This window comes from Polaromonas sp. P1_G2, assembly GCF_056405515.1.
This window is the reverse complement of the sequence record NZ_JBFUBY010000037.1, coordinates 1-22,652: the sequence shown is the minus strand read 5'-3', so window position 1 is coordinate 22,652 and position 22,652 is coordinate 1. Positions and strand designations below refer to the sequence as shown.

Below are 22,652 nucleotides of genomic sequence, written 5' to 3'. Positions count from 1 at the left end.
CACTTTAACTTGATGTAAAGCAGTTTATTGCATCTTTTTTCTGGAGACTTTTTGATGAAACTCAAAATCCTTGTAGGCACAATGACCAGCACCGCTGACTATGTCGCACAAGCAATCCAGATGGATTGTGCGGATTTGGTGAGTGATATTGAAGTCGAGCTGATGGATAACCTGGACATCAGCGTCTTTGATGCGGCCAAAGCCGAAGATGCACTTTATCTCATCTGCAGTTCCACCTACGGCTCGGGCGACGTGCCCGACAATGCCCGCGCCCTGTATGAGTCRCTGGGCGCCAATCCCCAATTCCTCGGCCACGTGCGCTACGGCGTCATCGCGCTCGGAGACCGTACCTATATGCAGACCTTCTGCTTCGGCGGCAAGAAATTTGACGAGCGGCTGCAGGACCTGGGCGCACAGCGCATCGGCGAGATCTGGTGCCATGACGCGAGCAGCGGCACCATGCCGGAAACAGAAGGCACCGAGTGGTGCCGCCAGTGGCTCACCAGTGCCCTGCAGACATCGGGGGCCAGCTCCGCCACCGCCTGACGCACAAGAAGAAAAAGAAATGACCCCGTAGCGCTTGATGAGCGTGCGCAAGCAGCTACCAAAACAAAAGACAAAAAGAGATCTGGAGACAAGCATGCAAACAAGCAGCGCCGACCATTCCGCAAGCCCGCCCCGGGTGACCATTCCGCGCGACTACAACGCGGCACACGACCTGCTGGCGCGCAACGCCACACGCCCCGGCAAAGTCGCCTTTACGGACGCGCTGAGCGGCGAACAGCTCACGTACGGCGAACTCACCGAGCAATCCCACCGTTTCGCCAACGCCCTGCGCGCCCAGGGTTTCGCCCCTGAAAGCCGTGTGCTGCTGGCCATGCTCGACACGCCGCAGTGGCCGGTCGCCTTCCTGGGCTGCATACTTGCGGGCGTGCTGCCCGTGGCGGCCAACACTTTGCTGACCACGCAGGACTTCGAATTCATGCTGCGCGACTCGCGCGCCCAGGGCCTGGTCGTCTCGCACGCGCTGCTGCCGGCTTTTGAGCCGCTGCTGGGCAAGATCGACCAGCTCAAGACGGTGATCGTTGCCGGCGTGGAAGAGTCCGCAGGACACACCACCATGGCCGCCCTGCTGCGCGCATCGGAGGCTACCCCCAGCATCGCGGCCACCTGCGCCGACGACGCCTGCTTCTGGCTGTATTCCAGTGGCTCGACCGGCGCGCCCAAGGGCACGGTGCACCTGCACAGCCACCTGGTCCAGACGGCGGAACTTTACGGCCGCGGTGTGCTGGGCATACGCGAGTCCGACGTGGTGTATTCCGCCGCCAAGCTGTTTTTCGCCTACGGCCTGGGCAATGCGCTGACCTTCCCGATGAGCGTGGGCGCCACCACGGTGCTGCTGCCCGCGCGGCCGGCGCCTGCCGATGTCTTCGCGCTGCTCAAAAAATACCAGCCGACGATTTTTTACGGCGTGCCCACGCTGTACGCCGCCCTGCTGGCCGACCCGGCGCGGCCGGCGAAATCCGAGTTGAGCCTGCGCGTATGCACCAGCGCCGGCGAAGCCCTTCCCGCCGAGATCGGCAGAAAATGGACGGCGCACTATGGCTGCGAAATCCTCGACGGCATAGGCTCCACCGAGATGCTGCACATCTTTTTGTCCAACCGGCCCGGCCAGGTGCGCTACGGCACCACCGGCCAGGCGGTGCCGGGCTATGCGCTGCGCATCATCGGCGACGACGGCCGCGAGTGCGCCGACGGCGAGATCGGCGAACTGCAGATCAGCGGCCCCAGCGCCGCCATCATGTACTGGAACAACCGCGCCAAGACCAAAGCCACCTTCGCCGGCGAATGGACCAAAAGCGGCGACAAGTACACACGCGACGCTGACGGCTACTACACCTACGGCGGCCGCAGCGACGACATGCTCAAGGTCGGCGGCATTTACGTTTCGCCTTTCGAGGTGGAGGCCTGCCTGATGACGCACGCGGCCGTGCTCGAGGTCGCGGTGATCGGTGTGGCCGATGCCGACGAGCTCGTCAAGCCCAAGGCCTATGTGGTGTTCAAGGCCGGCCAGAGCGCCACCATGGACGAACTCAAGGCCCATGTGAAGCAGCAGCTCGCGCCCTACAAGTACCCGCGCTGGATAGAGTTCGTCAACGAACTGCCGAAGACGGCCACCGGCAAGATCCAGCGCTTCAAGCTGCGCCAGCCGCGCTGACGCGCACCATGCACAAGCCCGCCGTGCGGCAAAAAACTCAAAAAAAATGCAGGCAGGCCCGAATCGGGCACAGCTATTGCTTTAGATCTAAACAATTCAACCCTCAATCTCGGGTTTTACACTAGGGCCGCCCACACAACGCACGCTTACTATTCGTCTAACTGTTTTCAGTCTCAACCAGGAGCTATTCCATGACCTCACGCCGTCTCATACTGACCCGCAGCGCCGCCATGATAGGTGCCGCCTCCACCGGCCTTTTGCTCCCCGAAATTGTGCGTGCGCAGTCCGCCAAGGTGCGTGTGGGTTTCATGTTGCCCTATACCGGAACCTTCGCCCAGCTCGGCGTGGCCATTGAAAACGGCTTTCGCATGGCCATCAACGAGCAAGGCGGCAAGCTCGGCGGCCGCGAGATCGAATACTTCAAAGTGGACGACGAGTCCGAGCCGTCCAAGGGCATTGAAAACGCCAACAAGCTGGTGCAGCGCGACAAGGTCGACGTGCTGGTCGGCACGGTGCACTCGGGCGTGCAGATGGGCATCCAGAAAGTCGCGCGCGACAGCGGCGTGCTGAGCCTGATCCCCAATGCCGGCGTGCACGCCGCCACGCGCAGCCTGTGCGCGCCCAATGTGTTCCGCACTTCCTTCACCAACTCGCAGCCGACCCGCGCCCTGGGCAAGGCCATGGTGGACCGCGGCCACAAGAAGGCCGTCTGGATCACCTGGAAATACGCCGCGGGCGACGAGGCGTTTGAAGGCTTCAAGGAAAGCTACACCGCCGCGGGCGGCACCATCGTCAAGGAGCTGGGCTTGCCCTTCCCGCAGGTCGAGTTCCAGGCCCTGCTGACCSAGATCGCCGCGCTCAAGCCTGACGCCGTGGCCTGCTTCTTCGCCGGCGGCGGCGCCGCCAAGTTCATCCGTGACTATRCGGCCGCCGGCCTCAAAGAGAAAATCCCGCTGTACGGTTCCGGCTTCCTGACCGAAGGCGTGCTCGATGCCGCCGGCCCCGCGGCCAACGGCATCATCACGACCATGCACTACAGCGACTCGCTGCCGACCCAGCGCAACGGCCAGTTCCGCCTCAGCTACGCCAAGACCTTCAAGATGCAGCCCGACGTTTACGCCGTGCAGGGCTACGACACCGGCCTGCTGCTGATCCAGGGCGCCAACGCCGTCAAGGGAGACCTGAGCAGCAAGCCGGCCCTCTACAAAGCCATGGAAGGCGCCGTCATCGACAGCCCGCGCGGCAAATGGACCATGAGCCGTTCGCACAACCCGGTGCAGGACATGTATTTGCGCGTCGTTGAGAACAAGGAAAACAAGGTGATCGGCGTCGCCGCCAAGGCACTCGCCGACTCCGGCGCCGGCTGCAAGATGGCCTGATCGCTTTAGTTTCAGCGCAATGGGAGGTCTTCAGGCCTCCCATTTTTTTGAACCATGCTGGCACGGACCATGCTGACGGGTCCTTACCGGTGCTATCTTCAGGCTCATGACGCTCACCACCTACCTCCTCTACGTCGCAGCCGTCGCGCTGCTGATCCTCACGCCCGGCCCGACCATGCTGATGTGCATGACGAATGCGCTCAACCACGGCCCGCGCAAGGCCATGACCTCGGTGGCCGGCAGCGTGAGTGCGGTGCTGTGCGTCATGCTGCTGTCGGCCATGGGCCTGGGTGCGTTGCTCGCGGCGTCCGAAACCGCCTTTACCGTGGCCAAGGTGATTGGTGCGGCCTACCTGATCTGGCTTGGGATCAAGACCTTCCGCAGCGAAGCGGCGGTCTTTGACCCGGCCGCCGGCGAAGCACCGGCCCAGCGCCGTTCGTTCTTCCTGCGCGGTTTTCTTGTCGGCGCCAGCAACCCCAAGGCCGTGCTGTTTTTCGCGGCCTTCTTCCCGCAGTTCCTGAACCCGGCCGCGCCCTTTGTGCCGCAGTTCGCCATCCTCGCCCTGACCTTCATGACGTTTGAGTTCACGGTGCTCAGCTGCTGCGCACTGGGTGTATCGCGCATCGCGCCGCTGCTGCGTTCCAGCCGGGCCGTGCGCTGGTTCAACCGGGTCTCCGGAGGCCTGTTCACTCTCATGGGCAGCCTCTTGCTGTTCACCCGTCGCCATACATGAACTGATTTATGGATCTCGCCAACTTCCTCATCCAGCTGCTCAACAGCGTCCAGTACGGCCTGCTGCTGTTCATGCTGGCCGCCGGCCTGACGCTGATCTTCGGCATCATGGGCGTCGTCAACCTGGCCCATGGCAGCTTCTACATGCTGGGGGCCTACCTCGCATGGTCGCTCAGCACGCTGACGGGCAGCCTGACGCTGGCCATCATCGGCGGCGCCGTGCTGTCGGTCATCTTCGGCCTGGCGCTGGAATGGCTGCTGTTCCGCCACTTCTACAAACGCGATCACCTGGACCAGGTGCTGCTGACCTTCGGCCTGATCTATATCTTTGAAGAGCTGCGCTCCATCCTCTGGGGCGACGACGTGCACGGCGTCACGATTCCCGAGCTGCTGAGCGCCTCGGTGCCGCTGACCGACAACCTTTCCTACCCGGTCTACCGCCTCTTCATGTCGGGCGTCTGCATCGCGCTGGCGCTGGGCTTGTACTGGATGATTTCGCGCACGCGCCTGGGCATGAAGATACGCGCCGGCGCCTTCAACCGCGACATGGCCGAATCGCTGGGCATCAACATCAAGCTGATCCATGCCGTGGTGTTCGCGCTGGGCGTGGGCCTGGCGGCCGTGGCCGGCATGATCGCCGCGCCGGTCGCCAGCGTCTACCCGAACATGGGTTCGCAAGTGCTCATCATGTGTTTTGTGGTGGTGGTGATTGGCGGCATAGGCTCGGTGCGCGGCGCGCTGATTTCCGCGCTGCTGGTCGGCCTGGTCGACACTTTCGGCAAGGTGCTGCTGCCTTCCATGGCCGGCATGCTGGTCTATATGTTGATGGCGGCCGTGCTGCTCTGGAAACCCGAAGGTCTGTTTAAACAATGAGCACGGCAAAAGCAAACCTCGAAATCCTGCCGCGCGGCGTGCAGGTTGCGCTTGGGCTCGGACTCATCGCGCTTGTGGCCTTCCCCTTCGTCGGCACCGACTTCTACACCCAGATGGTCACGCGCATGATGATCATGGCGATCTTCGCGATGAGCCTGGACCTGCTGCAGGGTGTGAGCGGCCTGGTGTCGCTGGGCCACGCGGCCTACTTCGGCCTGGCCGGCTATGCGCTGGCTTTCCTGACGCCCGCGGGTGAACCCGTGAGCCTGTGGTGGACGCTGCCGGTGGCTGTGCTGGTTTCCGGCCTGGCCGCGCTCATCATCGGTTTCTTTGTGGTGCGCACGCACGGCATCTACTTCATCATGGTCACCATGGCGTTTGCGCAGATGGTGTTCTACCTCTTCTTCGACAACAAGGCCCTGGGCGGCTCCGACGGGCTCTACGTCAACTTCAAGCCCAGCGCCGCCGTCTTCGGCTGGGTGCCCTTCGACCTGGACAGCAAGCTCACGCTCTACTACTTCACGCTGGGCGCGATGCTGGGGGTCTACGCCTTCCTGCGCCGCGTGCTCTGGAGCCCCTTCGGCCGCACGCTGGCCGGCATACGCGTCAACGAGCACCGCATGCGGGCCATGGGCTACGGCACCTTCGGCTACAAACTCTCGGCCTTCACGCTGGCCGGCGCGCTCGCGGGCCTGGCCGGTTACCTGTGGGGCACGCAGACCGGCTACATCAACCCCGAGCTCATGGGCTTTCACATGAGCGCGCACGCCATCATGATGGTCATCCTGGGCGGCATGGGCAACTTCGCCGGGGCCATCGTCGGCGCTTTCGCGTTTGAATACCTGCTGCATGTCTTCAAGGACCTGCCGCAAGTCGGCAGCGTCAACCTCGGCAAACACTGGCAGCTGTGGATGGGCCTCTTCATCGTGTTGCTGGTGGTTTTCGCGCCGCGCGGCATCCTGGGACTGGTCGAAAGATTCACCCAGCGCAAAGACAAGAACAAGGCGGAGGCCGGCCATGAGTGAAGTCCTCCTCAGTGCAAAAAACCTGACCAAGCGCTTCGGCGGCCTGGCTGCGGTCAACGATGTGTCAGTCGACCTCTGGCGCAACCACATCCACGCGGTCATAGGCCCCAACGGCGCCGGCAAGTCCACGCTGACCAACCTGCTCTCGGGCGATCTGCCGCCGACGTCGGGCACGGTGACGCTGGGCGGCCACGACGTGACCGGCTGGACGCCCGAAAAAATATCGGGCAAGGGCCTGGGCCGCAGCTACCAGAAGACCAATATCTTTTTGCCCTTCAGCGTCTGGGAAAACGTCAGGCTGGCCTCGCAGTCGCGCGCGCCGCATGCCGCGCACTGGCTCAAGCGAGCCACCAGCTTCGCGGCGGTCAATGCTCGCGCCGAACAGGCGCTGGAACTGGCCGGCCTGCAAAACCGCAAGCACAGCATCGCCGGCACCATCAGCCACGGCGAGCAGCGCCAGCTTGAAATCGCCATGACACTGGCCACCGAACCGCAGGTGCTGCTGCTCGATGAACCGCTGGCCGGCATGGGCGTGGCCGAGGCCGAGCGCATGGTCGCCCTGCTGCTGGCCATCAAGAAAGACCACGGCATCCTGCTGGTCGAGCACGACATGGACGCGGTGTTCACGCTGGCCGACAAGCTCACTGTGATGGTCAACGGCCAGGTGATCGCCAGCGGCACGCCCGCGCAGATAAGGGCCGATGCCGGTGTGCAGGCAGCGTATTTAGGCGAGGAACACTGATGAACGCCCCCGAGAAACAGATCGACATCCTGATCGCCGCCCAGGACATCAACACCTACTACGGCGCAAGCCACGTGCTGCGCGGCATTGACTTTCACGTCGCGCGCGGCGAAACGATTGGCCTCATGGGCCGCAACGGCATGGGCAAAAGCACCTTGCTCAAAAGCATCATGGGCCTGGTCAAGCCTCGTTCGGGCTCGGTCGCGATCAGCGGCAGGCCCATGACGGGCGCCCCGCCCTACGAAATCGCCCGCCTCGGCATCGCCTACGTGCCCGAAGGCCGCGGCATCTTCGGCAACCTCAGCGTGACCGAGAACCTCAAGATGGCGGCACGCGCCGGCACCCGGGGCCAGCGCGACTGGACCTACGAACGCGTGCTCGAGACCTTCCCGCGACTGAAGGAACGCCTGAACCACGGCGGCCAGCAGCTCTCGGGCGGCGAACAGCAGATGCTGACCATAGGCCGCGCGCTCATGACCAACCCGGATGTGCTGATCCTCGACGAGGCCACCGAAGGCCTGGCGCCGCTGATCGCGCGCGACATCTGGCGCATCTGCGGCCTGATCCGCGAAACCGGCATCAGCAGCGTGATCGTCGACAAGAACTGGAAGCACGTCACCCAGATCACCGACCGCAACGTGATCCTGGTCAAGGGCCAGGTCGTGTTTGAAGGCAGTTCCCCCGAACTGCATGCCAAGCCCGAGTTGCTGGCGCAATACCTGGGCGTGTGAGCCGGGAGTTGCCAGGGAGCGGCAACCATGAAGATATCACCGGCCACCTCGACACTGAGCCTCACCGTGCTGGCCATGCTCGCCTTTGCGGGCAACTCGCTCCTGTGCCGCCTCGCACTGCGCAGCACGCCGATTGACGCAGCCAGCTTCACGGCCCTTCGCATCGCTTCGGGTGCGCTGGTGCTCTGGCTTTTCATGTGGCGGCGTGGTGTCACGCCGACCGGTAACTGGCTGTCGGCCGGGGCGTTGTTCGTCTACGCGGCCGCATTCTCGCTGGCCTACGTAAGCCTGCCAGCGGCCACGGGTGCCCTGCTGCTGTTCGGCTCGGTGCAGCTTACGATGCTGGGCACCGGGCTGGCCCGCGGCGAGCGGCTGGGCGCCATGCAAAGCGCCGGCCTGGCAATTGCCGTGGCGGGCCTCATCGCACTGTTGCTGCCGGGCGCCGCCGCCCCAAGCTTGCCGTCGGCCATGTTGATGTTGCTGGCCGGCATCGCCTGGGCGGTTTATTCGCTGCGCGGAAAACACGCCGGTGACGCGACACGGGCCACCGCCGGAAACTTCCTGCGCGCCACGCCGCCGGCGCTGTTGTTGGCCGGCTTGATGTTCCCGCAGCTGATCTGGGATATGCGCGGGGCGGCATATGCCGTGACCTCCGGCGCGCTGACTTCCGGTGTGGGTTACATCATCTGGTACGCGGCGGTGAAGCGGCTTCCCGCCACTACGGCGGCCTCGGTACAACTGTCAGTGCCGGCCATCACCGCGCTGGGCGGTATCGCCTTTCTGGGGGAGCCGCTGGGCTGGACGCTCGCTGTCTGCTGCGCGGCCATTCTGGGCGGCGTCGCGCTGGCCGTGCGCCCTTCGCCGCCCAAAAGCTAAAGCAAGGCACGCAATTCCCGCGCCGCGCCAGGCGGGGCTGGTACACAACTTGCTCCGATTTTTCTGTCCGCTCCGCGGCACGCACCAGTGCGCCGACGACGGGCATGAAATCCCTTTCCCCCTCTGAAAGCAAGCCATGCCTTCCACCCGCGCTATCAGTCCATTTTTCCTGGCGGCCCTCTGCGCCGCGTCCAGCCTGTTCGCCACGCTGTCCCCGGCGCAGGACATCTACCCCAGCCGGCCGGTCAAGGTCGTCGTCGCGCTGCCGGCGGGGGGCAGCGTGGACATGGTGGCGCGGCAGATCAGCCAGCAGCTGACGGCCGACCTGGGCCAGCCTTTTGTAGTGGACAACCGGGCTGGCGGATCCGGCCAGATCGGCGTACCGGTGGTTGCAAAAGCGCCGCCGGACGGCTACACCCTCATGGTGTCGCCCGCGTCCTTCCTGACCACGAACAAGAGCATCTTCAAGACGCTTCCCTACAACCCCGAAACCGACTTTGTACCCGTGACCAAGCTGGTCAACCAGGCCATGGTGCTGGTGGTGCACGACAAGGCGAAATACGCCACCCCGGCCGACGTGCTGGCGGCGGCCAAAGCCAACCCCGGCAAACTAACCTATGCCTCCTCGGGCGACGGCAGCCCGCAACACCTGGCCGGCCTCATGTTTGAAAGCCGGACCGGCGTGAAACTGCTGCACATCCCGTACAAGGGCGGCGCACCGGCGATTACCGACCTTATAGGCGGCGTGGTGGACATGGCCTTTGCCCCGCTGCCGGAAGCGCTGCCGCACATCAAGTCCGGCAAACTGCATCCGGTCGGGGTGCTCAGTGAGAAGCGCGCCATTTCGGCGCCGGAGATTCCGACGCTGAAAGAAGGCGGCGTGAACAACGTGGTGCTGTCGGCCTGGATCGCCTTGCTGGCGCCCGCCAAAACGCCCCAGCCCATCCTGGACAGCCTCGGCAAGTCGGTAAAGGCCATGCTTCGCGGCGATGCCAAAAGCAAGTTCATTGAAATAGGCATGGAGCCTGCGGTCGACGAAAGCAAACCCCTGGGTCAGGTGATCTCGGAAGAGATCCGTATCCATGCCGACCTCGTGAAAGCGGCCGGGCTGGTACCGCAGTAAGGCTGGGCTAAAGCAGGGAGCGCAATTCCCGCGCCGCGTCCAGCAACAAGGGCAGCAATTCCTTCTGCAGCACCTCCACGCGCAAGCGCTGCGGCGAGGACACCACGTTAAGTGCGGCCACCGTGCGGCCCTGCATGTCGCGCAGCGGCACGGCCAGCGCGTGCACACCCAGTTCATGCTCCTCGCTGGCCAGGCAAAAGTCGTCCTGCCTCACCTGCTCGACCAGGGCCTTGAGCTTGCGCGGGTCGGTGGTGGTGTGCAGCGTCAGCCGCGCCAGGTTGCCGGTTTCGGTTTTCGCCTTGAGCCAGGCGCTGAACTCGCTCTTGGTCTTGGCGGCCAGCAGGATGCGGCCGGTCGAGGTGGCATGCGCCGGCAGGCGCGCCCCCAGGTGCAGGCCATACGCCAGCACCCGGGCCGGCGCTGCCTTTGGGTCGCCTGAGGACTTCCACTCAAAGCCGCTGCGCCCGATGATGACGATCTCGTCGCCGTCCAGCACCGCGACCGAAAACGATTCCTRTGCCTGGGCCGCGAGCCGGTTCAGCGCGGGCTGGATGGCGCGCGGCAGGCGCGCCGTTGCAAGGTAGCTTCCGGAGAAACGCAGCACCTTGGGCGCCAGCCAGAAATAGCTGCCGTCGGTTTCCAGGTAGCCCAGGTGTGTGAGCGTGAGCAAATGGCGGCGCGCCGCCGCGCGCGTGATGCCGGCGCGCTCGGCCGCCAGCGTGGCATTGAGGCGCTGGCGCTGCGTATCGAAGCTTTCCAGCACCGCCATGCCCTTGGCCATGCCTTCGATCATGTCGGCTTTGGCAATTGAAAAGGTGCCGGGTTTTGGGGCGGTTCGGGACGTGACCATTGCGCGATCATCGCACAAACAAGCCAAACATCGTGCAAAGCCGCCTTGCACCACTGGCCGGCTGGGGCTTCGCGACTTAACCTCAAAGCCAACAGATTCATGGGAGAACAACATGCGTGTACAGGTTGCCATCGTGGGCGGCGGCCCCGCCGGGCATTTGCTCGGCCAGTTGCTTTACAAGGCCGGCATCAACGCCATCGTGATCGAGCAGCGCAGCCAGGACTATGTGCTGGGCCGCATACGCGCGGGCGTGCTCGAGCAAGGCACGACCGACCTGCTCGACGAAGTCGGTGTGGGTAGCCGCATGCATGCCGAGGGCCTGGTGCACGGCGGCATTTCGCTAAGCTTCGGCGGCGACCACCACCGCATCGACCTGCAGCAGCTCACAGGCGGCAAAAGCGTCATGGTCTACGGCCAGACCGAGGTGACGCGCGACCTCATGAACGCGCGCGCCGCGGCGGGCCTGGCCACCGCCTACGAAGCCGAAAACGTCAGCCTGCATGACTTCGACGGCACGCGGCCCAAGGTGCGCTATGTGCAGCACGGCGTGGCGCACGAGGTCGAATGCGATTTCATCGCCGGCTGTGACGGCTTTCACGGCGTGAGCCGCGCCAGCGTGCCGCCCGGCGCGATGCAGACCTTTGAGCGCATCTACCCCTTCGGCTGGCTGGGTGTGCTGTCGGAAACGCCGCCCGTGGCCGACGAGCTGGTCTACAGCAACCACGCGCGCGGCTTCGCCCTGTGCAGCATGCGCAGCCACACGCGCAGCCGCTACTACGTGCAGTGCGCGCTGGATGACAAGGCCGAGCGCTGGAGCGACGACGCTTTCTGGGATGAGCTGCGCAGCCGCCTGGCGCCCGAGCTCGCCGAAAGCCTGGTGACCGGGCCATCGATCGAAAAAAGCATCGCCCCGCTGCGCAGCTTTGYGGCCGAGCCCATGCGCTTCGGCCGGCTGTTCCTGGCCGGCGACGCGGCCCACATCGTGCCGCCCACAGGCGCCAAGGGCCTGAACCTGGCGGCCAGCGACGTGCGCTACCTGGCCCGCGCGCTGGCCGGTTTTTACGCCGGCGACGAGACCGGCATCAACCGCTATTCAGAGACCTGTTTGCACCGCGTCTGGAAGGCCGTGCGCTTTTCCTGGTGGTTCACCTCGCTGATGCACCAGTTCCCCGATGGCGGGGAGTTCGGCCACAAGCTGCAGGAGGCGGAGTTGGATTATCTAATCCATTCACAGGCGGCATCGACGGCCCTGGCCGAAAACTATGTCGGCCTGCCGCTTTAAGCCAGCATTTTCGGGACGTGGCCGTTATGGTCAGGCGGTTCCCGCCGCACCGATGGCCTGCCGGGCCCAGACCAGCAGCTGACCCGGGTCATCGAGCAGTTCGGCGGGCGCGGCATAGTACTTCCGCACCTGGACCACACCGTTTTTTGTGGAATAGCTGAAGGGCTTGGAGCCCTTCTTCTCGTAGGCCGGCAGCGAACCCTCGTCCACCCGGAAGTACAAGGTGTTGCCCATGATCATGGCGAACTGGTTTCCACCGTGTTTCATCGCATGGCCGCCAAAGAACTTGCCATCGCGGATGTCTCCCAGCGGCGCCAGCAGTTCACGCACATAAGCGACGAATTCGGCATTTGCGCTCATGCAGTCCGCTCCGTTGCAGCGGCAGAAACTTCTTGTGTTGATTTCATGACAGCCATTATGGCGACGGACGCCTACCGCCCGCGATGCATTGCGGGTCGTTGAAAGTGGCCGGGTTGTTGCGGTCGCAGGGGATGCTGCAGTTGCTGGATCCGCGGCAGGCCGACTTGACGGACTCCTTCGCGGTCTGCTCCCAGTTGATATCAGCGCAGGCGCTGAGCAAAGCGGCCAGAGCCGCGGCAAGGGCAAGACGTTTCATGGGGAAGTTCCTGAACAAAAGATCAATGGGCGTCGTCAGGCCGGGAAACCAGCAGGTCCCCCGGCTGGCAATCGAGAAATTCGCAAATGCGCATCAGCGTGTCAAAGCGCACGCCCTTGACCTTGCCCTGCTTGAGCAGGGAGAGGTTGGCTTCGGTGATGCCGACGTAGGCGGCCAGGTCCTTGGACCTGGCTTTGCGTTCGGACAGCATCACATCGAGTTTGACGACGATGGGCATGCGCGGAAACGTGAGAAAGCGAAAAAAATCAGACGAACTGCGCGTTCTCTTCGGCCAGCGCCACAGCACGCGCCATCACGGCGGCGATCTGCCACACCATGCCGGCGAACAGCAGGGTCAGCAACTCGTTGCTGCCCAAACCCAGCGACAGCGCGCGCTGCCCGGCAGGCGCGCCCAGGGTTAGCACCACCGTGACCAGCGTGGATGCCAGCACTCCGGTGACCACCGACGCAAAAATGCCGGCGGCAAAACCGCGCAGGTATTTGACGGTGCGCAGGCTGAAATACTCGGCCTGCGAAAACCCCGAGAAGCAACGCATCGCGCAGACCAGGCCGTAGGACGCGCAGCACACCGGCAACACCCCCAGCAGCGCGGCCAGGCATTTTTGCCCCAGCGTGATGTCCATGGCGGCGGCCTGCGCGGCCTGTAGCGAGAGGCCCGCGCGCAGCAAAAGGCTGTCCACCGGCGTGCTCAGCAGGTGGTAGGCCACCGCCAGCGGCAGCGCCACCGCGAGCAAGGCGCAGGCCCAGGCCAGCACGCTGCTGATGCCCTGCACATCGGGCCCGGAGGGGGCCACGGGAGTTGCTGTGTGTTTCAAGGGAGCACCTCTTGTCTTGTGAAGAGGGCTTCAGTGTCTCAGAATAATTACTGTAAAACAATAATTAATATCTTTAAAACAGAAATTATTCGAACAATTTTGGGCACTTTAGCGACAACCCGCGCTATCGCAGGCAAAGGTTTGGGGTAAATTGCCTGCACACCGACAAGCCGGGCCAGCCTTCTCTTCACGCTTCTCCACCTCATTCAATGCCCACTTCCAAATCACCCGCCGCCCGCAAAACGCACTCCTCGCCCGCTCCTATCCAGCCGCTGAAAGGCGTCCGCGTCGTGAGCCTGGCACTCAACCTGCCCGGCCCGGCGGCGCTGATGCGCTGCCGGCAGATGGGTGCGAGCTGCGTGAAACTCGAACCGCCCGCACCGGCAGGCGCGTCGGCCGGCGCCTCGGGCGACCCGATGAAGCTCTACAACCCGAAGGCCTACACGGCGCTGCACAACGGCGTGCGCACCGCCACGGCCGACCTCAAAACTGAACGCGGCCAGGCCTTGCTGCACCGCGAACTCGCGAAGGCCGACGTGCTGCTCACCTCCTTCCGGCCGTCGGCGCTGGCCAAGCTGGGCCTGGGCTGGAAGGCGCTGCACCAGCAGCACCCGCAGCTAAGCCAGGTCGCCATCGTCGGCAGCCCAGGCGAGCGCGCCGAAGAACCGGGCCACGACCTGACCTACCTGGCCGAGAACGACCTGGTCACCGGGCTGGACTTGCCCGCCACGCTGTACGCCGACATGGGCGGCTCGCTGGAGCTGGACGCGCTGGCCGTCGAGAAGGACATTCCGCTGCACACGCTGGCGGCCTGAGCGCCCCTGCGCGAACTCACGAAGCCCGTCGCGCCAGCACCACCATCGCTGCTCCCAGCAGCAAGGCGCCCACGCCCTGCTGCGCGCTCAAGGGCTCGGCAAACAGCCAGGCCGCTGCGACGGCGGCCACCAGCGGCTCCACCAGCGTGCCTATCACCGTCGCGGTCGGCGACAGGCGCCGCGCCCCCCAGGCGAAGGCCAGGTAGGCGATCGACGTGGTGAAGATGCCGGTGTAAGCCACCTGCAGCCAGGCGGTGGTGTGCTGCGGCCAGGTCACGCCTTGCACGGCAGCCATGGCCAGCATCAGCAAGGCGGCCGCGCTCATGCTCCAGGCTGAGGCCGTGACCGCGGGAATGTGCGAGGGCATGCGCGCATTGCCCAGCACCACCAGCGAATACAGCGCGGCCGAAGCCAGCGACCAAGCCAGGCCGGCCGCGTAATGCGCCGGCAGGCTCAAACCCTCGCCTGGCATGGCGATCAGGCCCACACCCAGCAAGGCCAGGCCCAAAGCCAGCAGCAACCGGCCGCTGGCGCGCTCATAGCCGCGCAGCACCGATAGCAGCGCGACGATCACCGGCGCGCAGCAGATCGAGATCACCGTCGGCAGCGCCGCGCCTATATAGCCCATGGCGATGAACCAGCTCGTGACGTTGAGCGCCATGGCCAGGCCGGTGCCCACAACCAGCGCCTGGCCGCGACGCGGCAGTTGCCGCCATTGGGCGGTATGCGGCGCGACCGGCAACTGCCGCCAGTGCCACCACCACAAGAGCGGCAGGCCAAGCGCGAAGCGCGCCAGGGACAGGCTGTAGGGCGCCATGCCCCCGGCCATCACAGACTGGGCCACCAGGGCGCCCACGCCCCACAAGACGCCCGCAAGCAAGACACCGCCCCAGGCCAGGGTGGCCGATGTTTGGGTTTTCATGAAAATTCTCCGTCCGTGCGCCTGCCGCAGGCGGGGTCGCCGCGAAAAAAGCAGGCAGGCGCGTCAACTCAAGGCCGCGCGCCGTTCCGCCGGAACTGGCACGGCCAAAGGGCGCAGCCGGGCGTCAAGCCGGGTGCATCACAGAGCGACGGAGGGAGGAGAAAGCTGGAGTTGCATGCGCCGCATCTTAGCCGAACGATGTGCCGGCGACATCTGCCGCGAAGCAGCAGGTTCAGAACAGGCGTTCAACCTGGTAGCCGCGTGCCGCCATCAGGGCCGGAAGGCCTTGCGAGCCAGTCATGTGCATGGCCCCCACCGCGGCGAAAAGTTTTCGCCCCTCGCCATGGAGTTCATGGATGCGCCGCGCCAAGCCGGGATTGCGATCGTCCAGTGCCCTTTTCAGCAACTTTCGCTCGGCTTCGGTCCTGGCGCATTCGCACCAGGCCTTGTAGTTGTCGAGTTCGGCCAGATCAGCGGTCTCCCACACCAGGGCCACCTTGCGCAGCACCGGACGCAATCGGTCCGCCTCCACGTCATCGAGCCAATCGCGGACCATGGCTTCGACCTCGGTATCGTCCTGGGCAAAAATCCCCTGGAGCTGAAGCGCGACCGTCTCCAGGGACACCACCGGTCGTCCCACGCTCCGGGCTATCAGGGAAAGCATGATTTCGCTGCCGTAGCTGGGATCAAAGCCATCATGGCGAGCAGCCATGAATGTCAGCGTCAATGCATGCATTTCTGCCGGCCCCTGTCTCAAGACATCCTCCGGCAGGCATGCGGCCTCCCATAGTTTTTTCACGCGAGCCTGAAGTGCCGCAGGCAGTTTGCCCGGTCCTTTGGAAGCCAGTACGGCCGCCATCTCGCGCTGGACCGACTCGTCAAGCGGGTCAAGTTCCAGGGCCACCATGTCGGTTTGCTGCAGAGCCCGCTTGACCAGCGGCCCGGGCAGCACCCATTGCGCTTTGCCCACGTGGATGGTGCCGTAGAGATAGGAGGAGCGGCCGTCTTTGGTAATGCGCCAAAGCGGCCCGCGGTCACGGGCCTGCCTGGCCGCGGCATCAAACAGCTCCGGGGAAAACGGCTTGGCGGCCGGTGGGCAAACGGGCGCATCTGCCGCCACAGCGGTTTTGGCACCCAGCAGAAAAAACCAAACCAGGCACCATGCACTGCGTGCAAACCATCCCGTCATTGCATCTCCCTTTTTTGTGTCGGGCAAGTTTACAAGGATGGCATCCCATCAGCCTGGTGCCAACACGCCGCCTCGCGCGGGCCGCTCAAACACCTGCCGGACAAAGGCATACAGGGCCCATAGCAGCAGCAAGGGAATCACCAGGGTCTGCAGCACAAAGATCACGATGAGTTTGATGATGTGTTCGGTGGCCTGCTCTGCCGCGCGCTTGAGGTTCTCGAAATGCCGGCCCACGTCGCCGTTTTTCGCCAGCCAGTCTTTCATGCTGTCGACCAGGCCGCGGTTGTCGGGCGCGGCCGCGGCGGCGGGGTTGAGTTGCACGGCTTGGCCCGTCGCGCCGTCTATCAATTGCTGGCTGGCCGCGTAGTCGGCCGCCAGGAATTTTTGCCACAGCAGGTCGCTGCCCAGGGTCACCACCGGCACGGCAAAGCGCAGCATCAGCAAAATCACCAGCAGCCTGGACAGCCAGGGCGGCGCCCGCGACCTGCGCAGCTGGAACCACCACCAGCCCAGCGCCGCGGCGCTCAAGGCCAGTGACACCGGCCAGTAGCCGCCTATGCTGATCAGCGCCTTCTGGATGCCGAAGGCAACGCTGGCCGCCAGCATCAGGTGCGAGAACTGCTCCACGAGGTCGTTCACCGGGTCCAGGATTTGCCCGGGCGTGAAGGTAACGCCCACGCCAAAGGGCTGCACCGAGGCTTCGGTGCCCTGCGCGACCGAGATCACGGCATTGAGCAGGCGCGCCGTCGCGAAACTGACCAGCGCTCGCTTGAGGCCGGCATCGACCTGCCGCATGGCCGGCGCGTCCAGCGGGGCCAGCCAGGCACAGGCCGTGACGGCGGTCATGGTGAAAGCCACGAGCACTTTGCGTGCGATGGACCAGGAAATGGGCATGGCAATCGGCATGGATCTCCCCGTGGGGTTGTGGATCAGGAGCCTGCTGCGGCGATGCGCTGGCCGCCGAGGCACTGGGAAGCATCTTGCCAGAAAGGTGTGCGGCTGGCCGGGCTTTCGCCCGGCGCCCTAGCGGCTCTTGCGGCCGGAAGGCTTGCCGCCGGCGCCCTGCGCCAGCGGCGGCAGGCCGGTGTGGCGCGTCAGCAAACGGCCTTTGACCACCGGCGCGGCCTTGGCCGGGGCAGCGGTGCCCGTCGAGTTCTTGCGCCGCGCGCTGGTGTAGCTGCCGTCGGTCAGCGGCTGGAAGGTCGGGATCAGGTGGTGTTTGCCGTTGCCGATCAGGTCGGCGCGGCCCATGGCCTTGAGCGCCTCGCGCAGCACCGGCCAGTTGTTGGGATCGTGGTAGCGCAGGAAGGCCTTGTGGAGCCGGCGCCGGCGTTCGCCGCGCACAATGTCCACCGTCTCGCTGTCGCGCGTGATCTTGCGCAGCGGGTTCTTGTTGGTGTGGTACATCGTCGTCGCCGTGGCCATGGGGCTGGGGTAGAAGGTCTGCACCTGGTCGGCGCGGAAGCCGTTCTTCTTGAGCCAGATCGCCAGGTTCATCATGTCTTCGTCGCTGGTGCCCGGGTGGGCCGCGATGAAATACGGGATCAGGAACTGCTTCTTGCCGGCTTCGAGGCTGTACTTCTCGAACATCTGCTTGAACTTGTCATAGCTGCCGATGCCGGGCTTCATCATCTTGGTGAGCGGTCCCTGCTCGGTGTGCTCGGGCGCGATCTTGAGGTAGCCGCCCACGTGGTGCGTCACCAGCTCTTTCACGTACTCGGGGCTTTGCACGGCCAGGTCGTAGCGCAGGCCGGAGCTGATGAGGATCTTCTTCACGCCCTTCAAGGCCCGCGCACGGCGGTACATCTTGATCAACGGGTTGTGGTCGGTGTTGAGGTTGGAGCAGATGCCCGGGTACACACAGGAAGGCTTGCGGCAGGCGGCCTCGATTTCGGGCGACTTGCAGCCTATGCGGTACATATTGGCGGTGGGCCCGCCCAGGTCGGAAATCGCGCCGGTAAAACCCTTGACGGTGTCGCGGATCGCCTCGATCTCGCGGATCACCGAGTCTTCGGAGCGGCTCTGGATGATGCGGCCTTCATGCTCGGTGATCGAGCAGAAGGTGCAGCCGCCGAAGCAGCCACGCATGATGTTGACGGAAAAACGGATCATCTCCCACGCGGGAATCTTGGTCGCGCCGTCGTGGCTGCCGTTTTCGTCGGCATAACGCGGGTGCGGCGAGCGGGCGTAAGGCAGGTCGAAGACGTAGTCCATCTCGGCCGTGGTCAGCGGGATGGGCGGCGGCGTGATCCACACGTCGCGCGCCGTGGCGCCTTCGCCGTGGGCCTGCACCAGCGCGCGGGCGTTGCCGGGGTTGGTTTCGAGGTGCAGCACGCGGTTGGCGTGGGCATAGAGCACCGCATCGCTCTTGACTTGTTCGTAGGACGGCAGGCGTATCACCGAGCGGTCGCGCGGCGGGACCTTGATCTTGCCCTGCGCGGTGTGCACCGTGGACGGGAGGTTTGGGTTGGCCACAAAGGTCAGCGGCTTGATGGCCGGATTGGCTTGCGCCGCCGCTTTCGCCACAACGGGTGAACCCGCCGACTCGGCCTTGACCGCCACTTCAGTCGCCTCATCCTCACGCGCACAGGTCGCGCCCTGTTCGCGCGCCTGGTCGGAAATCATCAAATACGGGTTGACGTGTGCTTCAACCCGGCCCGGCGCATCGACACTGGTGGAGTCGATCTCGAACCAGCCCTGGGCGCTCTCGTCGCCGCTGCGGCGTATAAAGGCCGTGCCGCGCACGTCGGTGATGCTGGCGACCGGCTCTTTGGCGGCCAGGCGGTGCGCGATCTCGACGATGGCGCGCTCGGCATTGCCGTAGAGCAGCAGGTCGCACTTCGCATCGACCACCACGCTGCGGCGGACCTTGTCGGACCAGTAGTCGTAATGCGCGATGCGGCGCAGCGAGCCTTCAATGCCGCCCAGGATGATGGGCACGTCCTTGTAGGCCTCGCGGCAGCGCTGCGAATACACCAGCGCCGCGCGGTCGGGGCGCTTGCCGCCTATGTCGCCGGGGGTGTAGGCGTCGTCGCTGCGGATCTTGTGGTCCGCCGTGTAGCGGTTGATCATCGAATCCATGTTGCCGGCGGTCACGCCGAAAAACAGGTTGGGTTTGCCCAGCACCTTGAAGGGGTCGGCACTTTGCCATTCGGGCTGGGCGATGATGCCGACGCGAAATCCTTGCGCCTCCAGCATGCGGCCAATGACGGCCATGCCGAAGCTCGGGTGGTCGACATAGGCGTCGCCCGTGACCACGATGATGTCGCAGCTGTCCCAGCCAAGCGCGTCCATCTCGGCCCGGCTGGTGGGCAGAAACTTGGCGGTGCCGAAGCGGGCCGCCCAGTACTTGCGGTAGCTGGTCAGCGGCTTGGCGGCGCGCGTAAAGAAGGAGACGTCGACGGGGGCGTTCATGGGGGCTTTGGGTAACCCTCGATTGTAAGGTTTACCCTGAGTTGTGCCTCTTTATCCGGCATTTAAGCCCTACAAAGGCCTCACTACGGACCCCTAGCGTGGTTAAAGTGGCTCAGCGGCGACGGATTGCACCGCTTTTCACCTCCAAATCAAAGCCATGACCCCTTACACCGCCAGCTTGCTCGCCGACCTGATGTTGCTGCTGCACGCGGCCATCGTGGCTTTTGCCGTGCTGGGACAGTTGCTGTTCATGGCCGGCGGCCTGCGCGGCTGGGCCTGGGTGCGCAAGCTGTGGGTCCGGCTGGCGCACCTGGCGCTGATCGCCTTTGTGGTGCTGCAAAGCTGGCTGGGCCAGACTTGCCCCCTCACCCTCTGGGAACAGTCGCTGCGATTGCAGGCCGGGCAAGAAGCTTATGCCGAATCGTTTATCGAGCACTGGCTTTCAAGGCTGATCTTTTTCAACGCGCCGGCCTGGATGTTCGTCGTGGCCTACTCCGCCTTCGGCATGTTGGTCTTGCTGGGCTGGTGGTGGTGGCCGCCGCGCCGGAATCGCGGACCCCGAACTCAGCCGTGAACCTGCCGGCTGTCGGCAGGCGCTTCGTCGCGTTCGGTCATGCCGTAATCGCGCAGCACATGGGCCACACGCAGCCTGTAGTCCTCAAACACCCCGCCGCGCCCGCGGCTTTGCGCCTGGCGGTGGGTTTCCAGCTTGCGCCATTCCAGCACGGCGGCCTCATCGCGGAAGAAGGACAGCGACAGCAGCTTGCCCGGCGTGCTCAGGCTTTCAAAGCGCTCAATGGAAATAAAGCCGTCGATTTTTTCAAGCTGCGGCCTGAGCGCCGCGGCAATGTCGAGATAGGTCTGCTTCTGGCCCTGGGCGGGCAGCACTTCAAAAATAATCGCAATCATGGGGAGCCCTTTTTTTGCTGGACGAGATGATGTGATGGTGGCATCAAGCGGTGAAGACCGGAATCCGGGCATTCATGGACGGCCGGTAAGTCCAGCTGAACGACGCGGTGTCCTTGAGCCGCCCCGGCACCAGCAAGGCCCGGATGGCCGCCGCCGCGATCACGCATGCCAGCGCCTGGCCCGGGCACTGGTGCGCGCCATGGCCGAAGCCGGGTACCTCGCGGTCCGGGCGCTCCAGCAGGAACTCGCCGGGCCTGGCATTGCACGCGGGATCGCGGCCCGCGGCGGCCAGCACCAGCAAGACCACATCGCCGGCCTGCAGCGGAATGCCCGCGACCTCGGTGGCCTCGACCACAAAGCGGCGCGTGTTGTGGATGGAAGGGTCATAACGACTGACCTCATGGACCATCCGCAGCAACTGGCCGGGCTCGCGTTCCATGGCCTCCAGCAGGCCGGGCCGTGTGGCCAAGGCCGCGATGCTGTTGCCGATCAAACCCGCCGTGGCTTCATAGGTTTGCGACAGCAAGCCGACCGCATTGCAAAGCAGCGCCTGCGCATCGTGCCAGCCGGCCTGCGCCGCCTCCCGCTGCAGGCGCGCCAGCGCGCTGCCGGGCTGGGCCGCCGTCGCTTGCACCAGCTCCGCAAAGCGCGCGAGCAAGGCCGAAGCGGCGTCGCCGGCCGCCGCCAGTTGGGCCGGCGTGCTGAGCGGCGACAGGCAGGCGACAAAGTCGGCCATCCAGCGCGCCACTCGCGGCAGCTCGTCTTCGGCAAAACCCAGCAGGTCGGCCACGGCCATCACGGGCACCTCAAAGGCCCAGCGCGACAGTGCGGCGCCTCGCAAAGCGCCCTCCCCCGCGACTTGCAAGGCCAGCGCTTCCGTCCTGGCCTCCACGCGCTCCAGATCCACCGCCGCCAGAAACCGCTCCAAAGCCAGCTTGGGCGCGTCGTGCCGCAGGCCCTCGTTCATGCGCACCAGGTGGCCGAAGACCTCGCCGGCCGCCGAGCCGACGATGGCTGCCGGCACGGGCTCCGCGACGGGGCGCACACGGCAGGCCGGATTGCCCAGCACCTCTTTGACGCTCACGGCGCTGCTGGCGATCCAGAGTTTGCGCGGCGCGTCAAACACCAACGCCGGGCCTGCGGCCAGGGTTGCGTAATACGGATAGGGATTGCGATGGGCGGATGCCGCGAGGATGTTTTCAGGGTTGGTATCGAGGTGCATGGCCATTATTTTTGCCCCAAACACCGACCCTATGCTTCGCTCGCGGACGAAACGTGACCGCTTTTAGCGCGCCGGCAGCACTTGGCCCCAGCACTCGCCAAAACCGATGCGCTGGAAACCCTCGCGCTCGCACCAGGCACGCAGGATGACGGCGTCGCCGTCCTCGAGGAAGGTGCGCGTCTCGCCGTTGGACAGCGTCAAGGCGTTTTTGCCGCCGGCGCTGAGTTCCAGCAGCGAGCCGGCCTGCTCGGGCCGCGCACCAGACAAGGTGCCCGAACCCAGCAGATCGCCGGGCTGCAGGTTGCAGCCGTTGACGGTATGGTGCGTGAGCATTTGCGCCACCGTCCAATAGGCGTCGCGAAAGTTGGATTGCGACAGGCGCTCGGGTCCCTGGCTGGCGTCGCGCATGGCTTGCGTGTGTAGCCAGACCTCGAGTTCCACGTCCAGGCTGCCCTGTTGCCGGTTGCCCGGCGAGTCGAGGTAAGGCAAGGGCTGCGGGTCGCCCTCGGGGCGCGAAAAGGCCGCACGAAACGGCGCGAGCGCCTCCAGCGTGACGATCCAGGGAGAGATCGTGCTCGCGAAATTCTTGGCCAGGAAAGGGCCCAGCGGCTGGTATTCCCAGGCCTGCACGTCGCGCGCCGACCAGTCGTTGAGCAACACCATCCCGAAAGCATGGGCCTCGGCCTGCTCCATGCCCACAGCTTCGCCCAGCGCGTTGCCCTGCCCCACCAGCACGCCGAGTTCGAGCTCGTAGTCCAGGCGATGGCTGGGCCGCAAGACCGGCGCCTCCTCGTTCGGACCCTTGGTCTGCCCCAGCGGCCGCGGGAATTGCTGGCCGCTGACGCCAATGGACGATGCCCGGCCGTGATAAGCGATGGGCACCCATTTGTAGTTCGGC

At 64.9% G+C, this 22,652-nt stretch carries 24 protein-coding genes and 1 pseudogene; 13 read left to right on the top strand and 12 right to left on the bottom strand.

The window, feature by feature from the left end; genetic code table 11:
• The first annotated feature begins 54 nt into the window (after positions 1–54).
• The 10 genes from AC1D0P_RS06120 (at position 55) to AC1D0P_RS06075 (ending at position 9,699) form a co-directional block, all read left to right on the top strand.
• Positions 55–546, top strand: a complete 492-nt coding sequence (locus AC1D0P_RS06120) for a flavodoxin domain-containing protein (protein ID WP_477675898.1) — start codon at positions 55–57, stop codon at positions 544–546.
• 94 nt (positions 547–640) lie between these two features.
• A complete protein-coding gene (locus AC1D0P_RS06115; protein ID WP_477675897.1) occupies positions 641–2,218 on the top strand; it encodes a benzoate-CoA ligase family protein in 1,578 nt (525 codons plus the stop codon).
• A gap of 191 nt (positions 2,219–2,409) precedes the next feature.
• Positions 2,410–3,597: an ABC transporter substrate-binding protein gene (locus tag AC1D0P_RS06110; RefSeq protein WP_477675896.1), complete on the top strand. Its 1,188-nt coding sequence runs from the start codon at positions 2,410–2,412 to the stop codon at positions 3,595–3,597.
• 106 nt (positions 3,598–3,703) lie between these two features.
• A complete protein-coding gene (locus AC1D0P_RS06105) occupies positions 3,704–4,330 on the top strand; it encodes a LysE family translocator (protein WP_477675895.1) in 627 nt (208 codons plus the stop codon).
• 8 nt (positions 4,331–4,338) lie between these two features.
• Complete coding sequence (locus AC1D0P_RS06100; protein ID WP_477675894.1) at positions 4,339–5,202, top strand: branched-chain amino acid ABC transporter permease; 864 nt, start codon at positions 4,339–4,341, stop codon at positions 5,200–5,202.
• On the top strand, positions 5,199–6,227 hold the full coding sequence (locus AC1D0P_RS06095) for a branched-chain amino acid ABC transporter permease (protein WP_477675893.1): 1,029 nt from the start codon (positions 5,199–5,201) through the stop codon (positions 6,225–6,227). The genes AC1D0P_RS06100 and AC1D0P_RS06095 overlap by 4 nt, the downstream gene beginning before the upstream one ends.
• Entirely contained in the window at positions 6,220–6,969 is a 750-nt protein-coding gene (locus AC1D0P_RS06090) for an ABC transporter ATP-binding protein (RefSeq protein ID WP_477675892.1), read from the top strand. Before AC1D0P_RS06095 ends, AC1D0P_RS06090 begins: the two co-directional genes overlap by 8 nt.
• Positions 6,969–7,700 carry an ABC transporter ATP-binding protein gene (locus AC1D0P_RS06085; protein ID WP_477675891.1) on the top strand — a complete coding sequence of 244 codons (732 nt, stop codon included), beginning with the start codon at positions 6,969–6,971 and terminating at the stop codon, positions 7,698–7,700. Before AC1D0P_RS06090 ends, AC1D0P_RS06085 begins: the two co-directional genes overlap by 1 nt.
• Before the next feature lie 27 nt (positions 7,701–7,727).
• A complete protein-coding gene (locus AC1D0P_RS06080) occupies positions 7,728–8,576 on the top strand; it encodes a DMT family transporter (protein WP_477675890.1) in 849 nt (282 codons plus the stop codon).
• Positions 8,577–8,712: 136 nt separating this feature from the next.
• Positions 8,713–9,699 carry a Bug family tripartite tricarboxylate transporter substrate binding protein gene (locus AC1D0P_RS06075; protein WP_477675889.1) on the top strand — a complete coding sequence of 329 codons (987 nt, stop codon included), beginning with the start codon at positions 8,713–8,715 and terminating at the stop codon, positions 9,697–9,699.
• A 7-nt stretch (positions 9,700–9,706) separates the two neighbouring features.
• Here the strand turns inward: AC1D0P_RS06075 and AC1D0P_RS06070 are convergent, their stop codons facing one another.
• Positions 9,707–10,549 carry an IclR family transcriptional regulator domain-containing protein gene (locus AC1D0P_RS06070; RefSeq protein ID WP_477675888.1) on the bottom strand — a complete coding sequence of 281 codons (843 nt, stop codon included), beginning with the start codon at positions 10,547–10,549 and terminating at the stop codon, positions 9,707–9,709.
• 112 nt (positions 10,550–10,661) lie between these two features.
• On the opposite strand from AC1D0P_RS06070, the gene pobA reads away from it, so the two are divergent.
• On the top strand, positions 10,662–11,831 hold the full coding sequence (gene pobA, locus AC1D0P_RS06065) for a 4-hydroxybenzoate 3-monooxygenase (protein WP_477675887.1): 1,170 nt from the start codon (positions 10,662–10,664) through the stop codon (positions 11,829–11,831).
• Positions 11,832–11,861: 30 nt separating this feature from the next.
• Here the strand turns inward: pobA and AC1D0P_RS06060 are convergent, their stop codons facing one another.
• The 4 genes from AC1D0P_RS06060 to AC1D0P_RS06045 are packed head-to-tail and all read right to left on the bottom strand — an operon-like array spanning position 11,862 to position 13,283.
• A complete protein-coding gene (locus tag AC1D0P_RS06060; RefSeq protein WP_477675886.1) occupies positions 11,862–12,191 on the bottom strand; it encodes a TfoX/Sxy family protein in 330 nt (109 codons plus the stop codon).
• A 55-nt stretch (positions 12,192–12,246) separates the two neighbouring features.
• Positions 12,247–12,447 (bottom strand): hypothetical protein, encoded by a 201-nt coding sequence (locus AC1D0P_RS06055; RefSeq protein WP_477675885.1) that lies wholly within the window; start codon positions 12,445–12,447, stop codon positions 12,247–12,249.
• Positions 12,448–12,469: 22 nt separating this feature from the next.
• Positions 12,470–12,685: a helix-turn-helix domain-containing protein gene (locus tag AC1D0P_RS06050; protein WP_477675884.1), complete on the bottom strand. Its 216-nt coding sequence runs from the start codon at positions 12,683–12,685 to the stop codon at positions 12,470–12,472.
• A 28-nt stretch (positions 12,686–12,713) separates the two neighbouring features.
• Complete coding sequence (locus AC1D0P_RS06045) at positions 12,714–13,283, bottom strand: DUF2975 domain-containing protein (protein ID WP_477675883.1); 570 nt, start codon at positions 13,281–13,283, stop codon at positions 12,714–12,716.
• Between the two features lie 209 nt (positions 13,284–13,492).
• On the opposite strand from AC1D0P_RS06045, the pseudogene AC1D0P_RS06040 reads away from it, so the two are divergent.
• Positions 13,493–14,041: pseudogene (locus AC1D0P_RS06040) on the top strand (CoA transferase); the annotation flags it as partial.
• Between the two features lie 73 nt (positions 14,042–14,114).
• On the opposite strand, the gene AC1D0P_RS06035 reads toward AC1D0P_RS06040, so the two are convergent.
• From AC1D0P_RS06035 to AC1D0P_RS06020, 4 genes are all read right to left on the bottom strand, one after another.
• Positions 14,115–15,020: a DMT family transporter gene (locus tag AC1D0P_RS06035; RefSeq protein ID WP_477675882.1), complete on the bottom strand. Its 906-nt coding sequence runs from the start codon at positions 15,018–15,020 to the stop codon at positions 14,115–14,117.
• Positions 15,021–15,252: 232 nt separating this feature from the next.
• Positions 15,253–16,209 (bottom strand): TraB/GumN family protein, encoded by a 957-nt coding sequence (locus AC1D0P_RS06030; protein WP_477675881.1) that lies wholly within the window; start codon positions 16,207–16,209, stop codon positions 15,253–15,255.
• 48 nt (positions 16,210–16,257) lie between these two features.
• On the bottom strand, positions 16,258–17,103 hold the full coding sequence (locus tag AC1D0P_RS06025) for a hypothetical protein (RefSeq protein ID WP_477675880.1): 846 nt from the start codon (positions 17,101–17,103) through the stop codon (positions 16,258–16,260).
• A 129-nt stretch (positions 17,104–17,232) separates the two neighbouring features.
• On the bottom strand, positions 17,233–19,623 hold the full coding sequence (locus AC1D0P_RS06020; protein WP_477675879.1) for a YgiQ family radical SAM protein: 2,391 nt from the start codon (positions 19,621–19,623) through the stop codon (positions 17,233–17,235).
• Positions 19,624–19,780: 157 nt separating this feature from the next.
• On the opposite strand from AC1D0P_RS06020, the gene AC1D0P_RS06015 reads away from it, so the two are divergent.
• On the top strand, positions 19,781–20,197 hold the full coding sequence (locus AC1D0P_RS06015; RefSeq protein ID WP_477675878.1) for a DUF2784 domain-containing protein: 417 nt from the start codon (positions 19,781–19,783) through the stop codon (positions 20,195–20,197).
• On the opposite strand, the gene AC1D0P_RS06010 is transcribed toward AC1D0P_RS06015, so the two are convergent.
• The 3 genes from AC1D0P_RS06010 to fahA all read right to left on the bottom strand — a co-directional run.
• The gene (locus AC1D0P_RS06010) at positions 20,188–20,532 is read right to left on the bottom strand and encodes an antibiotic biosynthesis monooxygenase family protein (protein WP_477675877.1); all 345 of its coding nucleotides are present in this window, start codon (positions 20,530–20,532) and stop codon (positions 20,188–20,190) included. The two genes, AC1D0P_RS06015 and AC1D0P_RS06010, sit on opposite strands and share 10 nt — an antisense overlap.
• A gap of 43 nt (positions 20,533–20,575) precedes the next feature.
• Positions 20,576–21,754, bottom strand: coding sequence for a cytochrome P450 (locus AC1D0P_RS06005; RefSeq protein ID WP_477675876.1), 1,179 nt, complete (start codon positions 21,752–21,754; stop codon positions 20,576–20,578).
• A 63-nt stretch (positions 21,755–21,817) separates the two neighbouring features.
• A partial coding sequence (fahA, locus tag AC1D0P_RS06000) for a fumarylacetoacetase (protein WP_477675875.1) occupies positions 21,818–22,652 on the bottom strand: 835 nt, incomplete at its 5' end.

Coding starts and splice junctions, on each gene's coding strand:
- AC1D0P_RS06115 (WP_477675897.1), top strand. CDS start 641: ATGCAAACAAGCAGCGCCGACCATTCCGCAAGCCCGCCCCGGGTGACC.
- AC1D0P_RS06105 (WP_477675895.1), top strand. CDS start 3,704: ATGACGCTCACCACCTACCTCCTCTACGTCGCAGCCGTCGCGCTGCTG.
- AC1D0P_RS06100 (WP_477675894.1), top strand. CDS start 4,339: ATGGATCTCGCCAACTTCCTCATCCAGCTGCTCAACAGCGTCCAGTAC.
- AC1D0P_RS06095 (WP_477675893.1), top strand. CDS start 5,199: ATGAGCACGGCAAAAGCAAACCTCGAAATCCTGCCGCGCGGCGTGCAG.
- AC1D0P_RS06090 (WP_477675892.1), top strand. CDS start 6,220: ATGAGTGAAGTCCTCCTCAGTGCAAAAAACCTGACCAAGCGCTTCGGC.
- AC1D0P_RS06085 (WP_477675891.1), top strand. CDS start 6,969: ATGAACGCCCCCGAGAAACAGATCGACATCCTGATCGCCGCCCAGGAC.
- AC1D0P_RS06080 (WP_477675890.1), top strand. CDS start 7,728: ATGAAGATATCACCGGCCACCTCGACACTGAGCCTCACCGTGCTGGCC.
- AC1D0P_RS06075 (WP_477675889.1), top strand. CDS start 8,713: ATGCCTTCCACCCGCGCTATCAGTCCATTTTTCCTGGCGGCCCTCTGC.
- AC1D0P_RS06060 (WP_477675886.1), bottom strand. CDS start 12,191: ATGAGCGCAAATGCCGAATTCGTCGCTTATGTGCGTGAACTGCTGGCG.
- AC1D0P_RS06055 (WP_477675885.1), bottom strand. CDS start 12,447: ATGAAACGTCTTGCCCTTGCCGCGGCTCTGGCCGCTTTGCTCAGCGCC.
- AC1D0P_RS06050 (WP_477675884.1), bottom strand. CDS start 12,685: ATGCCCATCGTCGTCAAACTCGATGTGATGCTGTCCGAACGCAAAGCC.
- AC1D0P_RS06035 (WP_477675882.1), bottom strand. CDS start 15,020: ATGAAAACCCAAACATCGGCCACCCTGGCCTGGGGCGGTGTCTTGCTT.
- AC1D0P_RS06030 (WP_477675881.1), bottom strand. CDS start 16,209: ATGACGGGATGGTTTGCACGCAGTGCATGGTGCCTGGTTTGGTTTTTT.
- AC1D0P_RS06025 (WP_477675880.1), bottom strand. CDS start 17,103: ATGCCCATTTCCTGGTCCATCGCACGCAAAGTGCTCGTGGCTTTCACC.
- AC1D0P_RS06020 (WP_477675879.1), bottom strand. CDS start 19,623: ATGAACGCCCCCGTCGACGTCTCCTTCTTTACGCGCGCCGCCAAGCCG.
- AC1D0P_RS06015 (WP_477675878.1), top strand. CDS start 19,781: ATGACCCCTTACACCGCCAGCTTGCTCGCCGACCTGATGTTGCTGCTG.
- AC1D0P_RS06010 (WP_477675877.1), bottom strand. CDS start 20,532: ATGATTGCGATTATTTTTGAAGTGCTGCCCGCCCAGGGCCAGAAGCAG.
- AC1D0P_RS06005 (WP_477675876.1), bottom strand. CDS start 21,754: ATGCACCTCGATACCAACCCTGAAAACATCCTCGCGGCATCCGCCCAT.